The organism is Microbacterium sp. AC035 (assembly GCF_979258485.1).
Genome location: NZ_OZ409858.1, coordinates 1,094,484 through 1,109,682 on the forward strand (window position 1 = coordinate 1,094,484; position 15,199 = coordinate 1,109,682).

A 15,199-nucleotide genomic window follows, 5' to 3' on the forward strand; every position below is an offset into this window, starting at 1 on the left:
AGACATGGCACGTCGTCGGCCGCGCACCGAGCGCGCTCCCCGCATCAGCCGTCGGACCGCCGTGCTCGCGGCGCTCGGCGCGGCGAGCCTCGCGCTGTTCGCAGTGCTCGTGCCGGTCCAGACTGTGCTGTACGGCACGTCGCTGCCGCTCTCGTTCATCCTGGGTGCCGCGCTGTGCGCGGCGCCCCTCCTGGCACTGAGCCGCCCTCGTTGGGCGATCGCGATGTTCTGCGCTGCGGCGTTCACGCTTCCGCTCCTCGTCGTCCCGACTCTCGCGACCGAGGCGCCCTGGCCGTGGTCGGTGCCCGCCCTGCTGACCTTCGTGCTCCTGGTCGGCGTCGTGACCTTCGTCCACGGGGCCAGGCTCGGCGTCTTCCCGCTGGCCATCGGAGCTCTGCTCTCCCTCACCGCGCCGCTGCTGCGCCCCGAGATCGTGGCCACTCCTGCCACGGCCGGCAGCGTCACCGCCGACCTCATCGTCACGACCTCCCTGGCCGCGGCGATGTTCCTGGTGGCCATCCTCGTCGCCGGACGGGTCCGGGTGTCTGCCGAGCTCACACGAGAGCGCGAGCACTCCGCGCTCGAGGAATCGCGACGGGCCCTCGTCGAGGAGCGCACCCGCATCGCTCGCGAACTGCACGACGTGATCGCGCACAGCATGTCGGTGATCCAGGTGCAGGCATCGACCGCACGCTACCGGCTCCCGGAGATGGGCGACGCCGCGTCCGTGGAGTTCGACAGCATCGCGGCCACAGCTCGGACCTCGCTGACCGAGATGCGACGGATGCTCGGGGTGCTGCGCACCGAAGACCAGACGGCCGAGCTCGCACCGCAACAGGGCGTCGACGACATCCCCGCTCTCGTCGACACCATCCGTCGAGCCGGTGTGACCGTCGGCCTGGAGATCACAGGATCAGTGACGGATGCGCCGCAGGCCGTGCAGATCGCGGCCTTCCGCATCGCTCAGGAGGCATTGAGCAACGCGGTGCGACACGCATCGGGCGCCGCCGTGACCGTGCGCGTGCAGGCCGACGCCGATGCGGTCGGTATCCGCGTCCGCAACGGCCGCGCATCAGGCTCACCCGCGTCTTCGGGCGGCGGATACGGGCTCCGCGGCATGCGCGAGCGCGTCGAGCTGTTGGGCGGCACGTTCACCGCGGGCGCCACGACGGACGGCGGCTGGGAAGTCGTCGCCTCGCTGCCGCTCCGAGACCTCACCCCGCGCGACAACGCCCCAGGGCAACCAGAGGAGACTCCGTGACGATCAGCGTCCTCATCGCCGACGATCAGGCCATGGTGCGCGCCGGGTTCGCCGCGCTCCTCGACGCTCACGACGGCATCCGTGTCACGGGGCAGGCCGCCAACGGCGCGGAGGCGGTCACGCTCGCTGCCCGACTCGACCCCGACGTCATCCTGATGGACGTGCGGATGCCGGAGATCGACGGGATCGAGGCGACCCGCCGCATCCTGGGCCCCGGCTACCCCGCAGCCCACGTGCCGCGGATCCTCATGCTCACGACCTTCGACATCGATGACTACGTGTACGACGCGCTGGAGGCCGGCGCGAGCGGCTTCCTGTTGAAGGATGCTCTCCCGGAGGAGCTCGTGCACGCCGTGCGCGTGGTCGCCGGCGGCGACGCGCTGCTCGCTCCCAGCGTGACCAGGCGCATGATCGAGCAGTTCGCCGGTCGACGGCCGCGCACTCCGCGAGCCGCCACATCGCTGGCCGAGCTCACCGACCGAGAGCGAGAAGTGCTGGTGCTCATCGGGCGGGGCAGGTCGAACAGCGAGATCGCGGCCGATCTGTTCATCGCGGAGCAGACCGTGAAGACGCACGTCGGCAAGGTGCTCGCGAAGCTCCAGCTCCGCGACCGCGTGCACGCCGTGATCCTCGCATACGACTCCGGCCTGGTCGAACCCGCATCCTGAGCCTGCGCAGGATCACACTCCGGTAGGGGTGCGAACCAGTCCTGGGGGTGATCCCCCGGACGGCACCGCGTCCATACGCTCCTCGGACACCCCATCCGAGGAGGACACATGGCCATCGTCGAAGCACCCCCGCGCACCGCTCCGCCGCTGCCATCTCCCGGCGGGCGTGACACCACGATCGACTTCCTGCGTGCGATCTGTGTCACAGGAGTCGTGCTGCTCCACGCCATCATGGTCGGGGTCACCGTGGTCGACGGCAGCCCGGTGTTCTCGAACGCCAGCGAAGGAACAGGGTGGATCGTGCCCGTCAGCTGGGTTCTGCAGGTGATGCCGCTCTTCTTCATCATCGGCGGGTTCGCCGGCTACACCTCCTTCCGGCACACGCAGGAGCGCGGCGACACCGCAGCCGGCTTCCTCGCCGCCCGGGTGCATCGGCTGCTGCGGCCGGCCCTGTTCGCGATCGGGATCGTCGGCGCGGCACTCGCTGCCCTGAGCGTCGCCGGCATGCCGGCCGACATCATCGCCGTGGCCGGCTTCCGCTACAGCCAGCCCCTGTGGTTCCTCGCCGTCTTCCTGGGCGGCCAGGCGCTTCTTCCTGCGCTCGCGGGAGCTCACGCCCGGAAGCCGCTGATCACGGTGGCCGCACTTGTCGCGGCATCGCTCGGCGTCGACGCGCTCCGGGGGATCACCGGGCTCGAGGGACTGGGCTTCCTGAATCTCGCTTTCGTCTGGCTCGCCCTGCAGCAGATCGGCTTCTTCCTCGCCGATGGCACCATCGACGGACTCCGCCGACGAACACGGGCGATCGCAGGAGCTGTGGCATTGATCACGCTCATCAGCGGCTTCGCGACGGAGGTCTACTCCCCTGATCTCGTGGCCAACATCAACCCGCCCACCACAGCCCTTCTCCTCGTCGGGGTCGTGCACCTGAGCGCCGTCTCGCTTCTCCGTGATCGCATCGGCGTTCTCAGTCGCCGCCCGGTCCCGGCCGCGTTCAGCGCATTCGTCAACAGACGCACCATGACGATCTACCTGTGGCACATGCCTGCGCTGCTCGCGATGGCCGGGATCTGCGCTATGGCCTCGCTCGCAGGCGGAATCACCCTGCCCGAGCCGAGCACCCTCGAATGGTGGGTGTCTCGCCCGCTCTGGCTCGCGACCGCACTGACCCTCACAGCGGTGATCGCGGTGTCGCTCACTCGCATCGAGACGCTGCCGTCACCCCCCGCGGCCGACTCTGCTCGCCGGGTCCAGAGCGCAGCGGTGCTCGGCGTCGCCTCGGTCGTCCTGCTCCTCATCGCAGGCACGACGGTTCTGACGGCCCCGCTCGCCGTCGGCGCAATGCTGCTCTCCCTCCGCCTGGCCCGGAGATCACACCAGTCGCCGAGCGGCGAGAGCGTCACCGACCTCGTCCGCGTGGCGTAGCGTCCTGACCATCAGCGGCACGGCGGTCCGCAGGCCGAGGCGGAGCCCTCGTGCCCGCTGCGCCTCGCGTACGGCGTGGGCGAACCCGGCCACCACCGGGATCATCGTGAGCGTCAACGAGATCGTCATCGCGACCGCATTTGCATCGATGCCCAGCCGACCCAGCGGCCGCAGCAGCCGATGCAGAACGCCCAGCAGATCCCCCATCCGCGTGGTGATCGTGAGCAGCGCCGCCAGCAGAAGCAGCGACGTCACCCTGATCGTGCTGATCCACGCAGTGAGCGGCGAAACGAAGATCCACAGCGCTGACCCGAGAACCAGCGCGAGCCAGCGCATCCGCCACATCTCGATGATCAGGACCTTCGCCGGCAGTCGGGCGACGAGATAGAGCGAGCACACGACGACGAGCGAGACCGTGACGCTCCACGCATCATGAGGGTATCCGGATGACACGAGCGCCAGCGAGGCGAAGAGTGCGAGCTTGAGCCCTGCCGGCATCCGGTGGACGAGGCTGTTCCCCGGCCGATACGACTGGATCATCCGCACAGCCCGCGATACTCGGCGACCACGTCGTCCGGGGCGCCGGCTGCGATGAGCGATCCGGCGTCGAAGAGCACTGCATGGTCGCATCTCGCCGCGAGATCGAGGTCATGCGTGACGATGACGACCTGCGACGGCAGAGCCAGGAGCAGGTCGGAGACCCTTCGCGAATTGCGGAGGTCGAGCAGCGTCGTCGGCTCGTCTGCCACGATCAATCGCGGCTCCGTGATCAGAACCGACGCGAGCGCCAGCAGCTGCTTCTGACCGCCGGACAGCTCCGATGCAGGCGCATTCGCCCTGTCTGTCAGACCGTGCTCAGCAAGTGCGCCGGCCACCCGGGCGGCGATCTCCGATCGGGGCGAGCCACGCAGCGAGAGCGCGAGATCCTCGGCGGGCGTCGGCATCAGGATCTGCGACTGAGGGTCGGTGAAGACGAAACCGACACGACGTCGCAGCGCCTTCGTGTCCCGCCGCGGATCGAGATCGTGGACCCTGACTCGCCCTGCGTCCGGCAGAACGAGGCCGTTCAGCAGGCGCGCGAAGGTCGACTTACCCGATCCGTTCGCCCCGATCACCGCGATCCTCTGCGCTGCGAGTTCGACGCTCACATCACGCAGGATCGATCGCCCTTCTCTTTCGACTGTGACACCGTCGAGAGAGATCGATCCGACCGCGGTCTCAGATCGCACGAACGGACACGGGCGCCGGGGTGACACGCACGCCGAACGCCCTGGGGTACGCGCGTCGCAGCGCGAGAACCAGCGCCGTCGCCGCCGCAGCCTTGAGCAGATCGCCCGGGAGGAACACCAGACTCCCGAGCGCGGTGGGCCCGAGTCCGAGCCCGAGCACGAGCGCCGTCACGGGGATCCCGCAGAGATACACCACAAGGATGCCGCCGACGACGACTCCGAGAGCGATCCGCCACCAGCTGAGCCGACCGCTGCCCACGATGAGACCGATCACGATGACGCCGACCACCCATCCGAGCAGGTATCCGGCGGTCGGCCCCACGAACACACCGAGGCCGCCCCGCCCACCGGCGAGGACGGGCAGCCCGATCGCGGCGAGAGCGAGCACCAGAAGAATCGAGAGCGGGGCCAGACGGGGTCCGAGCACAGCACCGGCGAGCATGACCCCCAGGGTCTGCGCGGTGATCGGCACCCCGCCGGGAATCGGTATCGTCACCATGCCGAGAACGACGATGAGTGCGGCGAAGATCGCCACTCTTGCGAGTTCGCGACCGAGGTCATCGCGTTGCTGGGTCATGATCCGACACCTTCCTGAACACTGTTCACCTGAACGGTGTTCACTATACTGACCACATGAGCCCAGAGCACAACTCCGCTCGTCACGACCGCGACGGCGTCGCACGCGTGGCGCTGGCCCTTCTCGACGAGGTCGGCCTCGCCGATCTGTCGATGCGGCGGATCGCAGGCAGGCTGGATGTCCAGCCGAGCGCTCTCTACTGGCACTTCTCGAGCAAGCAGGAGCTTCTGGCGGAGCTCGCCGACCGGATCACCGCAGGGATCCCCCGCGACGATGCCGACGTGCTGACCACCGCTCGCGGCATCCGCGACGCCCTCTTCACCTATCGCGACGGGGCGGAGCTCGTGCTCAGCACTTACGCCCTGCGCCTCGGCTCGTCCTACGCCCAGACCGCGCTCGAAGCCGCCCTCGCACGTCACGGGCACTCAGACGCCGCCGAGCGTGCGACAGCGCTCCTGCACTTCGTGCTCGGCCACGCGACGCTCGTGCAGCAGCGCATGCACGCTGACAGCCATGGCGCGGCACTCGCCGACGGCACGTCCGACGTCACCGCCGGCCTCGACCGCGTCTTCGACCTCGGCGTCACCGCGCTCGCACGGGAATCGCTCGTCGCAGGCGTCAGCCCTCAGACGACTCCGCGGCATGGCCCAGCCTGAGCCCCGGCACGAATGCCAGCAGCACCAGACCGGAACAGAAGGCGAAGACCACGCCGAACGACGCCGCATCCCCGCCCAGCGTCGCAACAGCCAACCCGGCCAGAGCGATCGTCACCGCTGAACCCGCGGCATCGGAGATCGACAGCGCTGACGAGTTGAAACCCTGATTGCCCTCGTCCGAATAGGCGAGCGTCAGCACGGTGAGGCGCGGATACAGCAGCCCCATGCCACCGCCGGCGAACCCCCAACCCACGACGACGAACACCGGGGACGCCCCCCACTGTGCCGACGCGAAGACGAGCACGAGCGCCACGAGGATGAGCGACAGGCTGATCACGGTGATGCGGGTGTTGCCGAGGCGTTCGCCGAAGCTCCCCTGCAGCTGCGATGCCCCTGCCCAGGCGAAGGCGGCGAACATGAGCGCGATCCCCGCCCAGGTCGCCGTGAATTCGAAGCGCTCCATCAGCAGGTAGGGGATGTATGCCTCGGCCGCGAAGAACGCGCCTGCGGCGATGCCGCGCATGAGGACGACACTCGGCAGACCGCGCCCGGCACGGAGCGTGCGCCGGGGAACCAGCGGCAGCAGTGCGACGGCGATCACGATGACCGACCCGATCGCCACGGGCCATGCGAGGCGCACGGTCATCTCGGCGGTGAACCCGATCAGCACCGCGAAGACGGCGACCACCACCGCGAGGAGAAGGCGGATGACGAGCGCCTGGCGATTCTGCGGTTCGCCGTGACCGAGGTCGACTCCTCGCAACCGCGACGCGACGGTGATGAACGCGGCCGTCGTCAGCACGGCGACGCCGAGGAACGCCCAGCGCCAGTCGAGATACTCCGCGACCGCCCCCGCGAGGAACGGACCGATCATCGACGGCACCACCCAGGCGGCGGCGAACGCCGCGAACACTCTGCCGTGAAGGTGCGGCGGGTACAGACGGGCCACCAACACGTACAGCGCCACCGTCTGGCCACCGGCGCCGAGGCCCTGGACGAGACGACCGACGAGGAACTGATCCATCGAGACCGCGAACCCCGACAGCAGCAGACCGGCGATGAAGAGCGACACCGCTGCGTACAGTGCACCGCGTGGCCCACGAGAATCCGACCAGGCACCCGCTGCGACCATCCCGATCACGCTCGTCGCAAGCGTCCCGGCGAACGCTACGGCATACAGCTCCCGCCCGTCGAGCGCTTCGCTGACGATCGGCATGACGGTCGTGACCGCCAGCGCCTCGATCGCGGCGAGGAAGATCAGCGAGACGGCACCGGCGGTGACCCAGAGTCGCTCCCGGTCCCAGATCGATGCGGTCGGCTGCTGTTCGGTCGTCATCGATCCACGAGCGTCGCGATGCGCTCGATGGCCTCGGTGATGATCTCCGGGCTCGTGCCGAAGTTCAGTCGGACGAACCCCCTGCCCTCCTCGCCGAAGGCGGGGCCGAAGTGCAGGGCGACCTTCGCCTCTTTCAGGATCCGACGCGCGGGGTTGTCTCCCCACTCCAGGCCCGAGAGATCGATCCACGCCAGGTATCCGGCATCGGGGATCCGGTAGCGGGCGCCAGGGAGCTTCGATGCCAGCAGATCTTCCAGCAGCACCCGATTCGCATCGAGGGTCGTGAGCAGGCCGTCGAGCCACTCGTCGCTCTCCTCGGAGAACGCGGCCACGGCCGCGAGGAGCCCGAACTGCCCCGTGCGCCACTCGACCTCGATCGGGAGCCCGCGCACGATGGCGCTGGGGCGATCGGAGGCGGTCACCATGAGGGCGCACTTGAGACCGGCGAGATTGAAGGCCTTGCTCGCGCTCACGACGGCGTAGCCCACGCGCTCGGCGGCGTCGCCCGTGTCGAGGAAAGGCGTGAACCCTGTTCCCGGCTGGGCGAGCGGAGCATGGATCTCGTCCGAGACCACGGCAGCACCGAACTCGTCGGCGATCTCGGCCAGAGCGCTCAGCGAGTCACGGCTGTGCACCGTGCCCGTCGGGTTGTGCGGGTTGCAGAGCAGCATCGCGGTCGCACCGTCTTCGAATGCTGCGCGGATGCCGTCGAGATCGAGTTCCCATTCGGTGCCCGTGTCGATCAGCGGTACCCGAGCGACCTCGGCTCCGGCCTCGGAGACCAGGTCGAAGAACGGCGGATACACCGGCGGGGTGACGACCACGCGCTCCCCCGGCTGCGTGACGCGGCGCAGGATCTCGACGATCCCCATGCTCACGTCCGCGGTCGTCCGCATCCGCGAAGGATCTGCGCGCCAGCCGAAGCGACGGAGCGCGAAGGCCGCGTACTCCTCAGGCAGCGGGGTCCGCGACGCTATGTAGCCGGTGTCGCCGATGTCCACAGCGCGTCGAAGCGCGGATGAGATCGCCGGCGCCAACGGGAAGTCGGTCTCCGCGACGAACAGCGGAAGCACATCGGCGGGGTACTCCCGCCATTTCTCGCTGCTGCGCTCTCGGAGCTCGGCCAGAGGCAGAGCCTTGACCTCGAGCATCCTCAGATGGCGAAGCCGAGAGCGCGCATCATGTCGCGCCCATCGTCCGTGATCTTCTCAGGGCCCCACGGCGGCATCCACACCCAGTTGATGCGGAAGCGATCGACGACACTGTCCAGCGCCTGAGCGGTCTGGTCCTCGAGCACGTCGGTCAGTGGGCAGCCTGCGCTGGTGAGCGTCATGTGGATGACGAGAGCGTCGTTCTCGTCATCCCACGCGAGATCGTAGATGAGGCCGAGGTCGACGACATTGATCCCGAGCTCCGGGTCCATGACGTCCTTGAGAGCCTCGGTGACCTCGTCGTACTTCGCGTCGGTGAGGGTGGCTGTCATGCGAATCAGCCTACGCCTCGATGGGGGCTGCGGGGTCGAGGAAACGGTCGTATCCCTCGTCCTCGAGCCGGTCGGCGAGTTCGGGGCCGCCTTCTTCGACGATCTTGCCCGCGACGATCACGTGCACGAAGTCGGGGCGGATGTAGCGCAGGATGCGGGTGTAGTGCGTGATCAGCAGCACGCCGAGACCCGTCGCCTCCTTGGCGCGGTTGACGCCTTCCGAGACGATCTTCAGCGCGTCGACGTCGAGACCGGAGTCGGTCTCGTCGAGCACTGCGAACTTCGGCTTGAGCACCTCGAGCTGAAGGATCTCGTGGCGCTTCTTCTCGCCACCGGAGAACCCCTCGTTGACGTTGCGCTGAGCGAACTTCGGGTCCATGCGGAGGTTGGACATGGCCGCCTTGACGTCCTTCGTCCACCCGCGGATCGCCGGTGCTTCGCCGTCGATCGCGGTCTTGGCCGTGCGGAGGAAGTTCGTCACCGTCACGCCGGGGATCTCGACCGGGTACTGCATCGCGAGGAAGAGGCCCGCGCGAGCGCGCTCGTCGACGCTCATCGCAAGGACGTCCTGGCCGTCGAACGTGATCGAGCCGGACGCCACCGTGTACTTCGGGTGACCGGCGATCGTGTAGGCGAGCGTCGACTTGCCCGAGCCGTTGGGGCCCATGATCGCGTGCGTCTCACCCGTGTTCATCGTGAGGGTGATTCCGTTGAGGATCGGGGTGATTCCCGCCTCGGTCTCGACCGTCACGTAGAGGTCGCGGATTTCGAGAACAGACATTCAGACTTCCTTCGTCACAGTCGGGTCGATGAGCACGTCGTCGCCGTCGATCTCGACGACGTAGACCGGAACGGGCTCATAAGCGGGGAGATTCTGGGGCTTGCCGGTGAGCAGCGAGAATGCCGAGCCGTGGGCCCAGCATTCCACCGTCTCTCCTTCGACGAAGCCCTCTGAGAGGGAGATGTCGCCGTGGGTGCAGGTGTCTCCGATGGCGTGGATGACGCCCTCGGAGTCCTTGATGACAGTGATCGGCACGCCGTTCGGCTCGACACGCAGCGGCATGTCCTGCTCGAGCTCGGCGACACCGCAGACTCGCTCGGCGGTCATGCGTTCACCTCGGCGAGCTCCGTCTCGATCGCAGCGAGGAGCTCGGCCTCCAGCGCGGGAATTCCCAGACGCTGGACGATGTCGGTGAGGAAGCCGAGCACGACCAGGCGGCGTGCTTCCTCTTCGCTGATCCCTCGTGCCTGCAGGTAGAACAGCTGCTCGTCGTCGAAACGACCGGTGGCGCTGGCGTGGCCCGCGCCGAGGATGTCGCCGGTCTCGATCTCCAGGTTCGGGATCGAGTCGGCGCGAGCACCTTCGGTGAGCACCAGGTTGCGGTTCGCCTCGTATGAGTCGGTGCCGTTCGCGTGCGCGCCGATCAGCACGTCGCCGATCCAGACGCTGTGCGCGCCCTGGCCCTGGAGCGCACCCTTGTAGAGGACGTCGCCCTTGGTGTGCGGCCCCTTGTGGTGCAGGAAGACCTGGCTCTCGAGGTGCTGGCCCGCGTCCGCGTAGGAGAGGCCGTAGAGGTATCCCTCCGAGCCCGCACCCGCGAGCTCGACGCTCGGGTTCACGCGCACGACGCCACCGCCGAAGCTGATGACGAAGTGCTTGAGCGTGGCATCCGCGTCGACCCTGGCCTGGTGCGCAGACGTGTGCACGGCCTCGTCCTGCCACTGCTGCAGGCTGATGACGGTGAGCTTCGCTCCGTCACGCACGATGATCTCGACGTTCTGCGAGTACTGCGCCGCGCCCGTATGCTGGAGCACGACGGTGGCGGAGCTGTGCTCGAGCGCCTCGATCACGACGTGCGCATCTGCGCGACGGTCCGCACCGAGTCCCTCGATCGCGATGAAGACGGGCTCAGCGACCTCTTCTTCACGCGGGATGCGGATGTGCAGCGCCTCGGGCGAGCCCTGCCATGCGATCGCTGCAGTGATGTCCTCCGCCAGGAAGACCTCTCCGCGCGGTGCGTCGCCCGCGGCCAGCGGCGCCGACACGTACTGCTCTCCCGAGCCGAAGGAGTAGCTCACGCCGTCGCCCGAACCCGCGACCTCGAAGAGGGGCGAGAGCTTGGAGACCGGGGTGTGCTTCCAGTTGACCTCGCGACCGGTGGGAGCACCGAAGTCGTCTGGGTCGAAGGAGTGGGGGCGCTCCGAGCGGGTCTGCACCGGGACGAAACCGGCGGATGAGACCTGTGCTGCGGGGTCGATGTGCGCGTTCGTGTGCTGCGCCTCACTGGGCGCTGTCGTCGAGGCCGCCATTTAGCCGACCGATCCTTCCATGCCCATTTCGATGAGCTTGTTCAGTTCCATCGCGTACTCCATGGGCAGTTCCCGGGCGATCGGCTCGATGAAGCCGCGCACGATCATCGCCATCGCCTCGTCCTCGGGCATGCCGCGGGACTGCAGGTAGAAGAGCTGCTCTTCGCTGACCTTCGAGACCGTGGCCTCGTGTCCGAGCTGCACGTCGTCGACACGGATGTCGATCGCCGGGTAGGTGTCGGAGCGGGACTTGGTGTCGACCAGCAGCGCGTCGCAGCGGACCGTGTTGGCGGAGTGGTGCGCGTTGGCGTCCACTCGGACCTCGCCCCGGTATCCCGCACGACCGCCACCGCGGGCGATCGACTTCGACACGATCGACGACTGGGTGTACGGCGCCATGTGGATCATCTTCGCGCCGGCGTCCTGGTGCTGCCCGGGGCCTGCGAAGGCGACCGAGAGCGTCTCGCCCTTGGCGTGCTCGCCCATCAGGTAGATCGACGGGTACTTCATCGTCACCTTGGAGCCGATGTTGCCGTCGACCCACTCCATCGTCGCGCCCTCGTGCGCGACCGCACGCTTGGTGACGAGGTTGTAGACGTTGTTCGACCAGTTCTGGATCGTCGTGTACCGAACGCGGGCGTTCTTCTTCACGATGATCTCGACCACGGCCGAGTGCAGCGAGTCCGACTTGTAGATCGGAGCCGTGCAGCCCTCGATGTAGTGGATGTAGCTGTCCTCGTCGGCGATGATCAGGGTCCGTTCGAACTGGCCCATGTTCTCGGTGTTGATGCGGAAGTACGCCTGCAACGGGATCTCGACGTGCACGCCCTTGGGGACGTAGACGAACGAACCGCCGGACCACACGGCGGTGTTCAGCGCGGCGAACTTGTTGTCGCCGGCCGGGATGACCGTGCCGAAGTACTCCTCGAAGAATTCGGGGTGCTCGCGCAGGGCAGTGTCGGTGTCCATGAAGATGACGCCCTGCTGCTCCAGGTCCTCGCGGATCTGGTGGTACACGACCTCGGACTCGTACTGCGCGGCGACGCCGGCGACGAGGCGCTGGCGCTCGGCCTCGGGGATGCCGAGGCGCTCGTACGTCTCGCGGATCTCGACAGGCAGGTCCTCCCAGGACTGCGCCTGCTTCTCCGTCGAACGCACGAAGTATTTGATGTTGTCGAAGTCGATCGCGCTGAGGTCGGCGCCCCAGGTCGGCATCGGCTTCTTGCCGAAGAGCTGGTATCCCTTGAGACGGGTTTTCAGCATCCATTCGGGCTCGTGCTTGAGCGCCGAGATCCCGCGAACCACCTCTTCGGAGATTCCACGCTTGGCGATTGCTCCGGCGGCATCTTCGTCATGCCATCCGAATTCGTACACCCCCAGGCCGTCAAGCTCCGGGCGGTCGATCAGCACATCCGACATCACACACTCTCCTCACAGGTCCCAAACGGTGTCATCCGCCCCGACACACCTGATCCCCGTCGAGTCTGCGGGAGCGGGTGCCGTTGGTGGGCCCTCATCACCGGCGCATCCATCGCGCCTAAACTGTTAGTGATGCTTCAGCGCGGTAAGCGCTCATCACAACAATCCGATTCTACAGGTTCCGCCTGAAGACAGGGCCGCTCGCCGTGTCCGGGCGGTTCGGAGAAGACTTATGCCCCAGCCCTCGATCTCCTCCCCCGTGAACGCACCGGCGTCGCCGCATGCGATCCTCTGGGGACGAGCGCTCCGCGTCTTCGCCTGGCTGTCTTTCCTGGCCCAGACGATCATCATCGGCACCGGCGGTGCAGTGCGCCTCACCGGATCCGGCCTCGGATGCTCGGAGTGGCCGCTCTGCACTCCCGAGTCGCTCGTTCCGATCTATGCCGATCAGGGAATCCACGGCATCATCGAGTTCGGCAACCGCGTCATGACGGGCGTCGTCGGCATCATTGCCCTCGCGGTCCTGCTGCTCGTCCTCGCCCGTGTCGGCGGCCGGCTGCTGGTGTTCTCCGCCCTGCGTTTCGCGGCTGCCGGCATCGCCGCGGCCATCATCACCTTCGTGATCGTGTCGCTGTTCTCACTTCCCGCGACGCCGTTCGCGATGGGTGCTCTGCTCATCGCCGTGATCGCGGCCATGGTGCGCTCGTTGCGTCTGACGACCGAACGACGTGATCTCGTCGCCCTCGCCTGGATCGTCCTGCTCGGAGTCGTCGCACAGGCGCTGGTCGGTGGCATCACCGTGCTCACCGGCCTGAACCCCTTCATCGTCGGGTTCCACTACGTGTCGTCTCTGCTGCTCGTGTGCGTCACCGCGGCGTTCCTGGTGCGTCTCTACGGGCAGCCGGGCCCGAGGGAGCGCGCGGTCCCGAAGTGGTTCGCGATCCTGAGCCACGTCACCGGCCTGGCTCTCGCCGTCACGATCGTCTTCGGCGTGCTCACCACCGGGTCCGGCCCGCACTCAGGTGATGCCGACGTGCTGCGTCACGGGTTCGACGCCACCGTCCTGGCGCACGTCCACGCGTGGCCCGGATACGTCCTCGCCGCGCTCGTCGCCACGCTCACGATCTCGGCGTGGGTGCTGCGCCTCGAGCCCCGCAAGTGGCTGCTCGTGCTCGTGCTCGCGATCCTCGTGCAGGTCGGCGTCGGCATCTGGCAGGCGCGCACGGGTCTCCCTCCCCTGCTCGTCGGCATCCACATGGTGCTCGCGTCGCTCTCGGCCGCGGCGTACACCGTCGTGGTGCTGCACCTGAAGAAGCCGGTCGCGCCCCGGGAGTGACGGAGTGAGCCGATCGATCGACGTGCCCCGGAACCTCGGCACGGGGGATGCATAGCTGCGACATCAGTCCCTCATCAGTTCGTCGTGCACCGTGGCTGGCATGAACAAGTCCCTGACACGCAGCATCGGCTTCTGGCTCCTCCTCGTTCTCTCGCTCGCGTCAGCGGGCGTGGGCGGCTGGCTCATCGCCGGCCAGATCGGCACCATGACGAGCACGCTGCTCGACGGCACGGCCACCGGCATCGAGGTGTACGTCGGGCAGTCGCTCGTGGTCGTCGGCGCCGCGCTTCTGGGCGCAGGCGTCATCGGCGTGCTGATCGCCGTCGGGCTGAGCGCGGTGCAGGCGCTCGTGCCGTCGCCCGCACCCGTGGTCGTCGAGCCGATCGACTGGACGGCTGAATCAGATGCCGTCAACGACGACGAGAGCACGACGGTCGAGAGCGACGCGACGGACGCGGCCGCCGAGCAGATCGACGAGGACGACGAGGCTCAGAAGGGCAGCAGCGGATCGACCGCGACGGCCACGAAGATCAGCGTCAAGTAGGTGATCGAGGCGTGGAAGACTCGCATCGGCCGCGCCTCGTTGCCCCGGACCGCCTGGTTGTAGAGACGGTGCGACTCGTAGATGAACCAGCCGCCGAACACGGCGGCCGAGACGCCGTAGACGAGGCCCATGTTCGCGATCGGGATCAGCAGCAGCGAGCAGGCCACGGTGGCCCAGGCATAGAGGATGACCTGGAGCCCGACCTGCGAGGCGTTGCGGGTCACGCCGAGCATGGGCACGTCGACGTCTTCGTAGTCGTCCTTGTACTTCATCGAGAGCGGCCAGTAGTGCGGCGGCGTCCACAGGAAGATGAGCGCGAAGAGGATGAACGCCGGCCAGTCGAGCGAACCCGTGACCGCGGCCCAGCCGATGAGCACGGGGAAGCATCCGGCGATACCGCCCCAGATGATGTTCTGCTCGGTGCGGCGCTTGAGGATCATGGTGTAGATCACGACGTAGAAGAAGATCGCGGATGCCGACAGCGTCGCCGCCAGCCAGTTCGTCGTGAACCACAGCCAGACGGTCGAGACGACGGCCAGCGTCCACGAGAAGATGAGAGCGCCCCTCGGGGTGATCTCACCCGTGACGAGCGGTCGGTTCTCGGTGCGATGCATATGAGCGTCGATGTCGCGGTCGAGATACATGTTGAACGCCGCGGCGGACCCGGCGCTCAACGACCCGCCGATCACGGTGGCCAACACCAGCCACATATCGGGCAGACCACCCTGGGCGAGGAACATCACCGGAACGGTCGACACCAGCAGCAGTTCGAGGACGCGCGGCTTGGTGAGGGCGACGTACGCCTTCACGGTGCGACCGATGGACTTCTTAACAACGGTCTGATCAGACATCGTCGAGATCTCGATCGCCTCCTCCACACGCGTCACGACAGCGTTTCCCAGTCTAGGGCACGCGAGACGAGGGGCTCGCCCGTCGCCGGTCATGGCCCCATGGC

Annotated in this window: 17 protein-coding genes; 6 read left to right on the forward strand and 11 right to left on the reverse strand. The window is 67.6% G+C overall.

Annotation, left to right across the window (positions count from 1 at the left end; translation table 11 throughout):
- The first annotated feature begins 4 nt into the window (after positions 1-4).
- From ACZ0AA_RS05330 to ACZ0AA_RS05340, 3 genes are all read left to right on the forward strand, one after another.
- Positions 5-1,261: a sensor histidine kinase gene (locus ACZ0AA_RS05330; protein WP_463512334.1), complete on the forward strand. Its 1,257-nt coding sequence runs from the start codon at positions 5-7 to the stop codon at positions 1,259-1,261.
- Entirely contained in the window at positions 1,258-1,929 is a 672-nt protein-coding gene (locus tag ACZ0AA_RS05335) for a response regulator (protein ID WP_463512335.1), read from the forward strand. Before ACZ0AA_RS05330 ends, ACZ0AA_RS05335 begins: the two co-directional genes overlap by 4 nt.
- Before the next feature lie 108 nt (positions 1,930-2,037).
- Complete coding sequence (locus tag ACZ0AA_RS05340) at positions 2,038-3,354, forward strand: acyltransferase family protein (protein ID WP_463512336.1); 1,317 nt, start codon at positions 2,038-2,040, stop codon at positions 3,352-3,354.
- Here ACZ0AA_RS05340 and ACZ0AA_RS05345 read toward each other — a convergent pair.
- The 3 genes from ACZ0AA_RS05345 to ACZ0AA_RS05355 all read right to left on the reverse strand — a co-directional run bounded on the left by ACZ0AA_RS05345 (position 3,301) and on the right by ACZ0AA_RS05355 (position 5,160).
- Complete coding sequence (locus ACZ0AA_RS05345; RefSeq protein ID WP_463512337.1) at positions 3,301-3,894, reverse strand: energy-coupling factor transporter transmembrane component T family protein; 594 nt, start codon at positions 3,892-3,894, stop codon at positions 3,301-3,303. The two genes, ACZ0AA_RS05340 and ACZ0AA_RS05345, sit on opposite strands and share 54 nt — an antisense overlap.
- Complete coding sequence (locus tag ACZ0AA_RS05350) at positions 3,891-4,502, reverse strand: energy-coupling factor ABC transporter ATP-binding protein (RefSeq protein WP_463512338.1); 612 nt, start codon at positions 4,500-4,502, stop codon at positions 3,891-3,893. The genes ACZ0AA_RS05345 and ACZ0AA_RS05350 overlap by 4 nt, the downstream gene beginning before the upstream one ends.
- 70 nt (positions 4,503-4,572) lie before the next feature.
- Positions 4,573-5,160 (reverse strand): biotin transporter BioY, encoded by a 588-nt coding sequence (locus ACZ0AA_RS05355; protein WP_400859959.1) that lies wholly within the window; start codon positions 5,158-5,160, stop codon positions 4,573-4,575.
- A 56-nt stretch (positions 5,161-5,216) separates the two neighbouring features.
- Here ACZ0AA_RS05355 and ACZ0AA_RS05360 point away from each other — a divergent pair, with 56 nt between their 5' ends.
- Complete coding sequence (locus ACZ0AA_RS05360) at positions 5,217-5,816, forward strand: TetR family transcriptional regulator (RefSeq protein WP_463512339.1); 600 nt, start codon at positions 5,217-5,219, stop codon at positions 5,814-5,816.
- Here ACZ0AA_RS05360 and ACZ0AA_RS05365 read toward each other — a convergent pair.
- The 7 genes from ACZ0AA_RS05365 to sufB are packed head-to-tail and all read right to left on the reverse strand — an operon-like array spanning position 5,779 to position 12,364.
- Positions 5,779-7,152, reverse strand: a complete 1,374-nt coding sequence (locus ACZ0AA_RS05365; RefSeq protein WP_463512340.1) for an MFS transporter — start codon at positions 7,150-7,152, stop codon at positions 5,779-5,781. The two genes, ACZ0AA_RS05360 and ACZ0AA_RS05365, sit on opposite strands and share 38 nt — an antisense overlap.
- Positions 7,149-8,303: a MalY/PatB family protein gene (locus ACZ0AA_RS05370; RefSeq protein WP_463512341.1), complete on the reverse strand. Its 1,155-nt coding sequence runs from the start codon at positions 8,301-8,303 to the stop codon at positions 7,149-7,151. The genes ACZ0AA_RS05365 and ACZ0AA_RS05370 overlap by 4 nt, the downstream gene beginning before the upstream one ends.
- Before the next feature lie 2 nt (positions 8,304-8,305).
- Positions 8,306-8,635: a metal-sulfur cluster assembly factor gene (locus ACZ0AA_RS05375; protein WP_060926108.1), complete on the reverse strand. Its 330-nt coding sequence runs from the start codon at positions 8,633-8,635 to the stop codon at positions 8,306-8,308.
- Positions 8,636-8,645: 10 nt separating this feature from the next.
- Complete coding sequence (gene sufC, locus ACZ0AA_RS05380) at positions 8,646-9,416, reverse strand: Fe-S cluster assembly ATPase SufC (RefSeq protein WP_400859953.1); 771 nt, start codon at positions 9,414-9,416, stop codon at positions 8,646-8,648.
- Positions 9,417-9,743 (reverse strand): non-heme iron oxygenase ferredoxin subunit, encoded by a 327-nt coding sequence (locus ACZ0AA_RS05385; protein ID WP_042537584.1) that lies wholly within the window; start codon positions 9,741-9,743, stop codon positions 9,417-9,419. It lies immediately after the preceding gene.
- Entirely contained in the window at positions 9,740-10,945 is a 1,206-nt protein-coding gene (sufD, locus tag ACZ0AA_RS05390) for a Fe-S cluster assembly protein SufD (RefSeq protein ID WP_400859951.1), read from the reverse strand. The genes ACZ0AA_RS05385 and sufD overlap by 4 nt, the downstream gene beginning before the upstream one ends.
- A complete protein-coding gene (sufB, locus tag ACZ0AA_RS05395) occupies positions 10,946-12,364 on the reverse strand; it encodes a Fe-S cluster assembly protein SufB (RefSeq protein ID WP_400859949.1) in 1,419 nt (472 codons plus the stop codon).
- Between the two features lie 232 nt (positions 12,365-12,596).
- Between sufB and ACZ0AA_RS05400 the strand changes: the two genes are divergently transcribed.
- A complete protein-coding gene (locus tag ACZ0AA_RS05400) occupies positions 12,597-13,700 on the forward strand; it encodes a COX15/CtaA family protein (RefSeq protein ID WP_463512342.1) in 1,104 nt (367 codons plus the stop codon).
- A gap of 100 nt (positions 13,701-13,800) precedes the next feature.
- Positions 13,801-14,244: a hypothetical protein gene (locus tag ACZ0AA_RS05405; RefSeq protein ID WP_463512343.1), complete on the forward strand. Its 444-nt coding sequence runs from the start codon at positions 13,801-13,803 to the stop codon at positions 14,242-14,244.
- On the opposite strand, the gene ACZ0AA_RS05410 is transcribed toward ACZ0AA_RS05405, so the two are convergent.
- Positions 14,190-15,095: a heme o synthase gene (locus ACZ0AA_RS05410; RefSeq protein WP_400864552.1), complete on the reverse strand. Its 906-nt coding sequence runs from the start codon at positions 15,093-15,095 to the stop codon at positions 14,190-14,192. The genes ACZ0AA_RS05405 and ACZ0AA_RS05410 overlap by 55 nt on opposite strands.
- Positions 15,096-15,199 lie beyond the last annotated feature (104 nt).

Bases quoted from the DNA above. Each gene is read 5' to 3' on its own strand.
- ACZ0AA_RS05330 (WP_463512334.1), top strand. From the start codon at position 5: ATGGCACGTCGTCGGCCGCGCACCGAGCGCGCTCCCCGCATCAGCCGT.
- ACZ0AA_RS05340 (WP_463512336.1), top strand. From the start codon at position 2,038: ATGGCCATCGTCGAAGCACCCCCGCGCACCGCTCCGCCGCTGCCATCT.
- ACZ0AA_RS05345 (WP_463512337.1), bottom strand. From the start codon at position 3,894: ATGATCCAGTCGTATCGGCCGGGGAACAGCCTCGTCCACCGGATGCCG.
- ACZ0AA_RS05355 (WP_400859959.1), bottom strand. From the start codon at position 5,160: ATGACCCAGCAACGCGATGACCTCGGTCGCGAACTCGCAAGAGTGGCG.
- ACZ0AA_RS05360 (WP_463512339.1), top strand. From the start codon at position 5,217: ATGAGCCCAGAGCACAACTCCGCTCGTCACGACCGCGACGGCGTCGCA.
- ACZ0AA_RS05365 (WP_463512340.1), bottom strand. From the start codon at position 7,152: ATGACGACCGAACAGCAGCCGACCGCATCGATCTGGGACCGGGAGCGA.
- ACZ0AA_RS05370 (WP_463512341.1), bottom strand. From the start codon at position 8,303: ATGCTCGAGGTCAAGGCTCTGCCTCTGGCCGAGCTCCGAGAGCGCAGC.
- ACZ0AA_RS05375 (WP_060926108.1), bottom strand. From the start codon at position 8,635: ATGACAGCCACCCTCACCGACGCGAAGTACGACGAGGTCACCGAGGCT.
- sufC (WP_400859953.1), bottom strand. From the start codon at position 9,416: ATGTCTGTTCTCGAAATCCGCGACCTCTACGTGACGGTCGAGACCGAG.
- ACZ0AA_RS05385 (WP_042537584.1), bottom strand. From the start codon at position 9,743: ATGACCGCCGAGCGAGTCTGCGGTGTCGCCGAGCTCGAGCAGGACATG.
- sufD (WP_400859951.1), bottom strand. From the start codon at position 10,945: ATGGCGGCCTCGACGACAGCGCCCAGTGAGGCGCAGCACACGAACGCG.
- sufB (WP_400859949.1), bottom strand. From the start codon at position 12,364: ATGTCGGATGTGCTGATCGACCGCCCGGAGCTTGACGGCCTGGGGGTG.
- ACZ0AA_RS05400 (WP_463512342.1), top strand. From the start codon at position 12,597: ATGCCCCAGCCCTCGATCTCCTCCCCCGTGAACGCACCGGCGTCGCCG.
- ACZ0AA_RS05405 (WP_463512343.1), top strand. From the start codon at position 13,801: ATGAACAAGTCCCTGACACGCAGCATCGGCTTCTGGCTCCTCCTCGTT.
- ACZ0AA_RS05410 (WP_400864552.1), bottom strand. From the start codon at position 15,095: ATGTCTGATCAGACCGTTGTTAAGAAGTCCATCGGTCGCACCGTGAAG.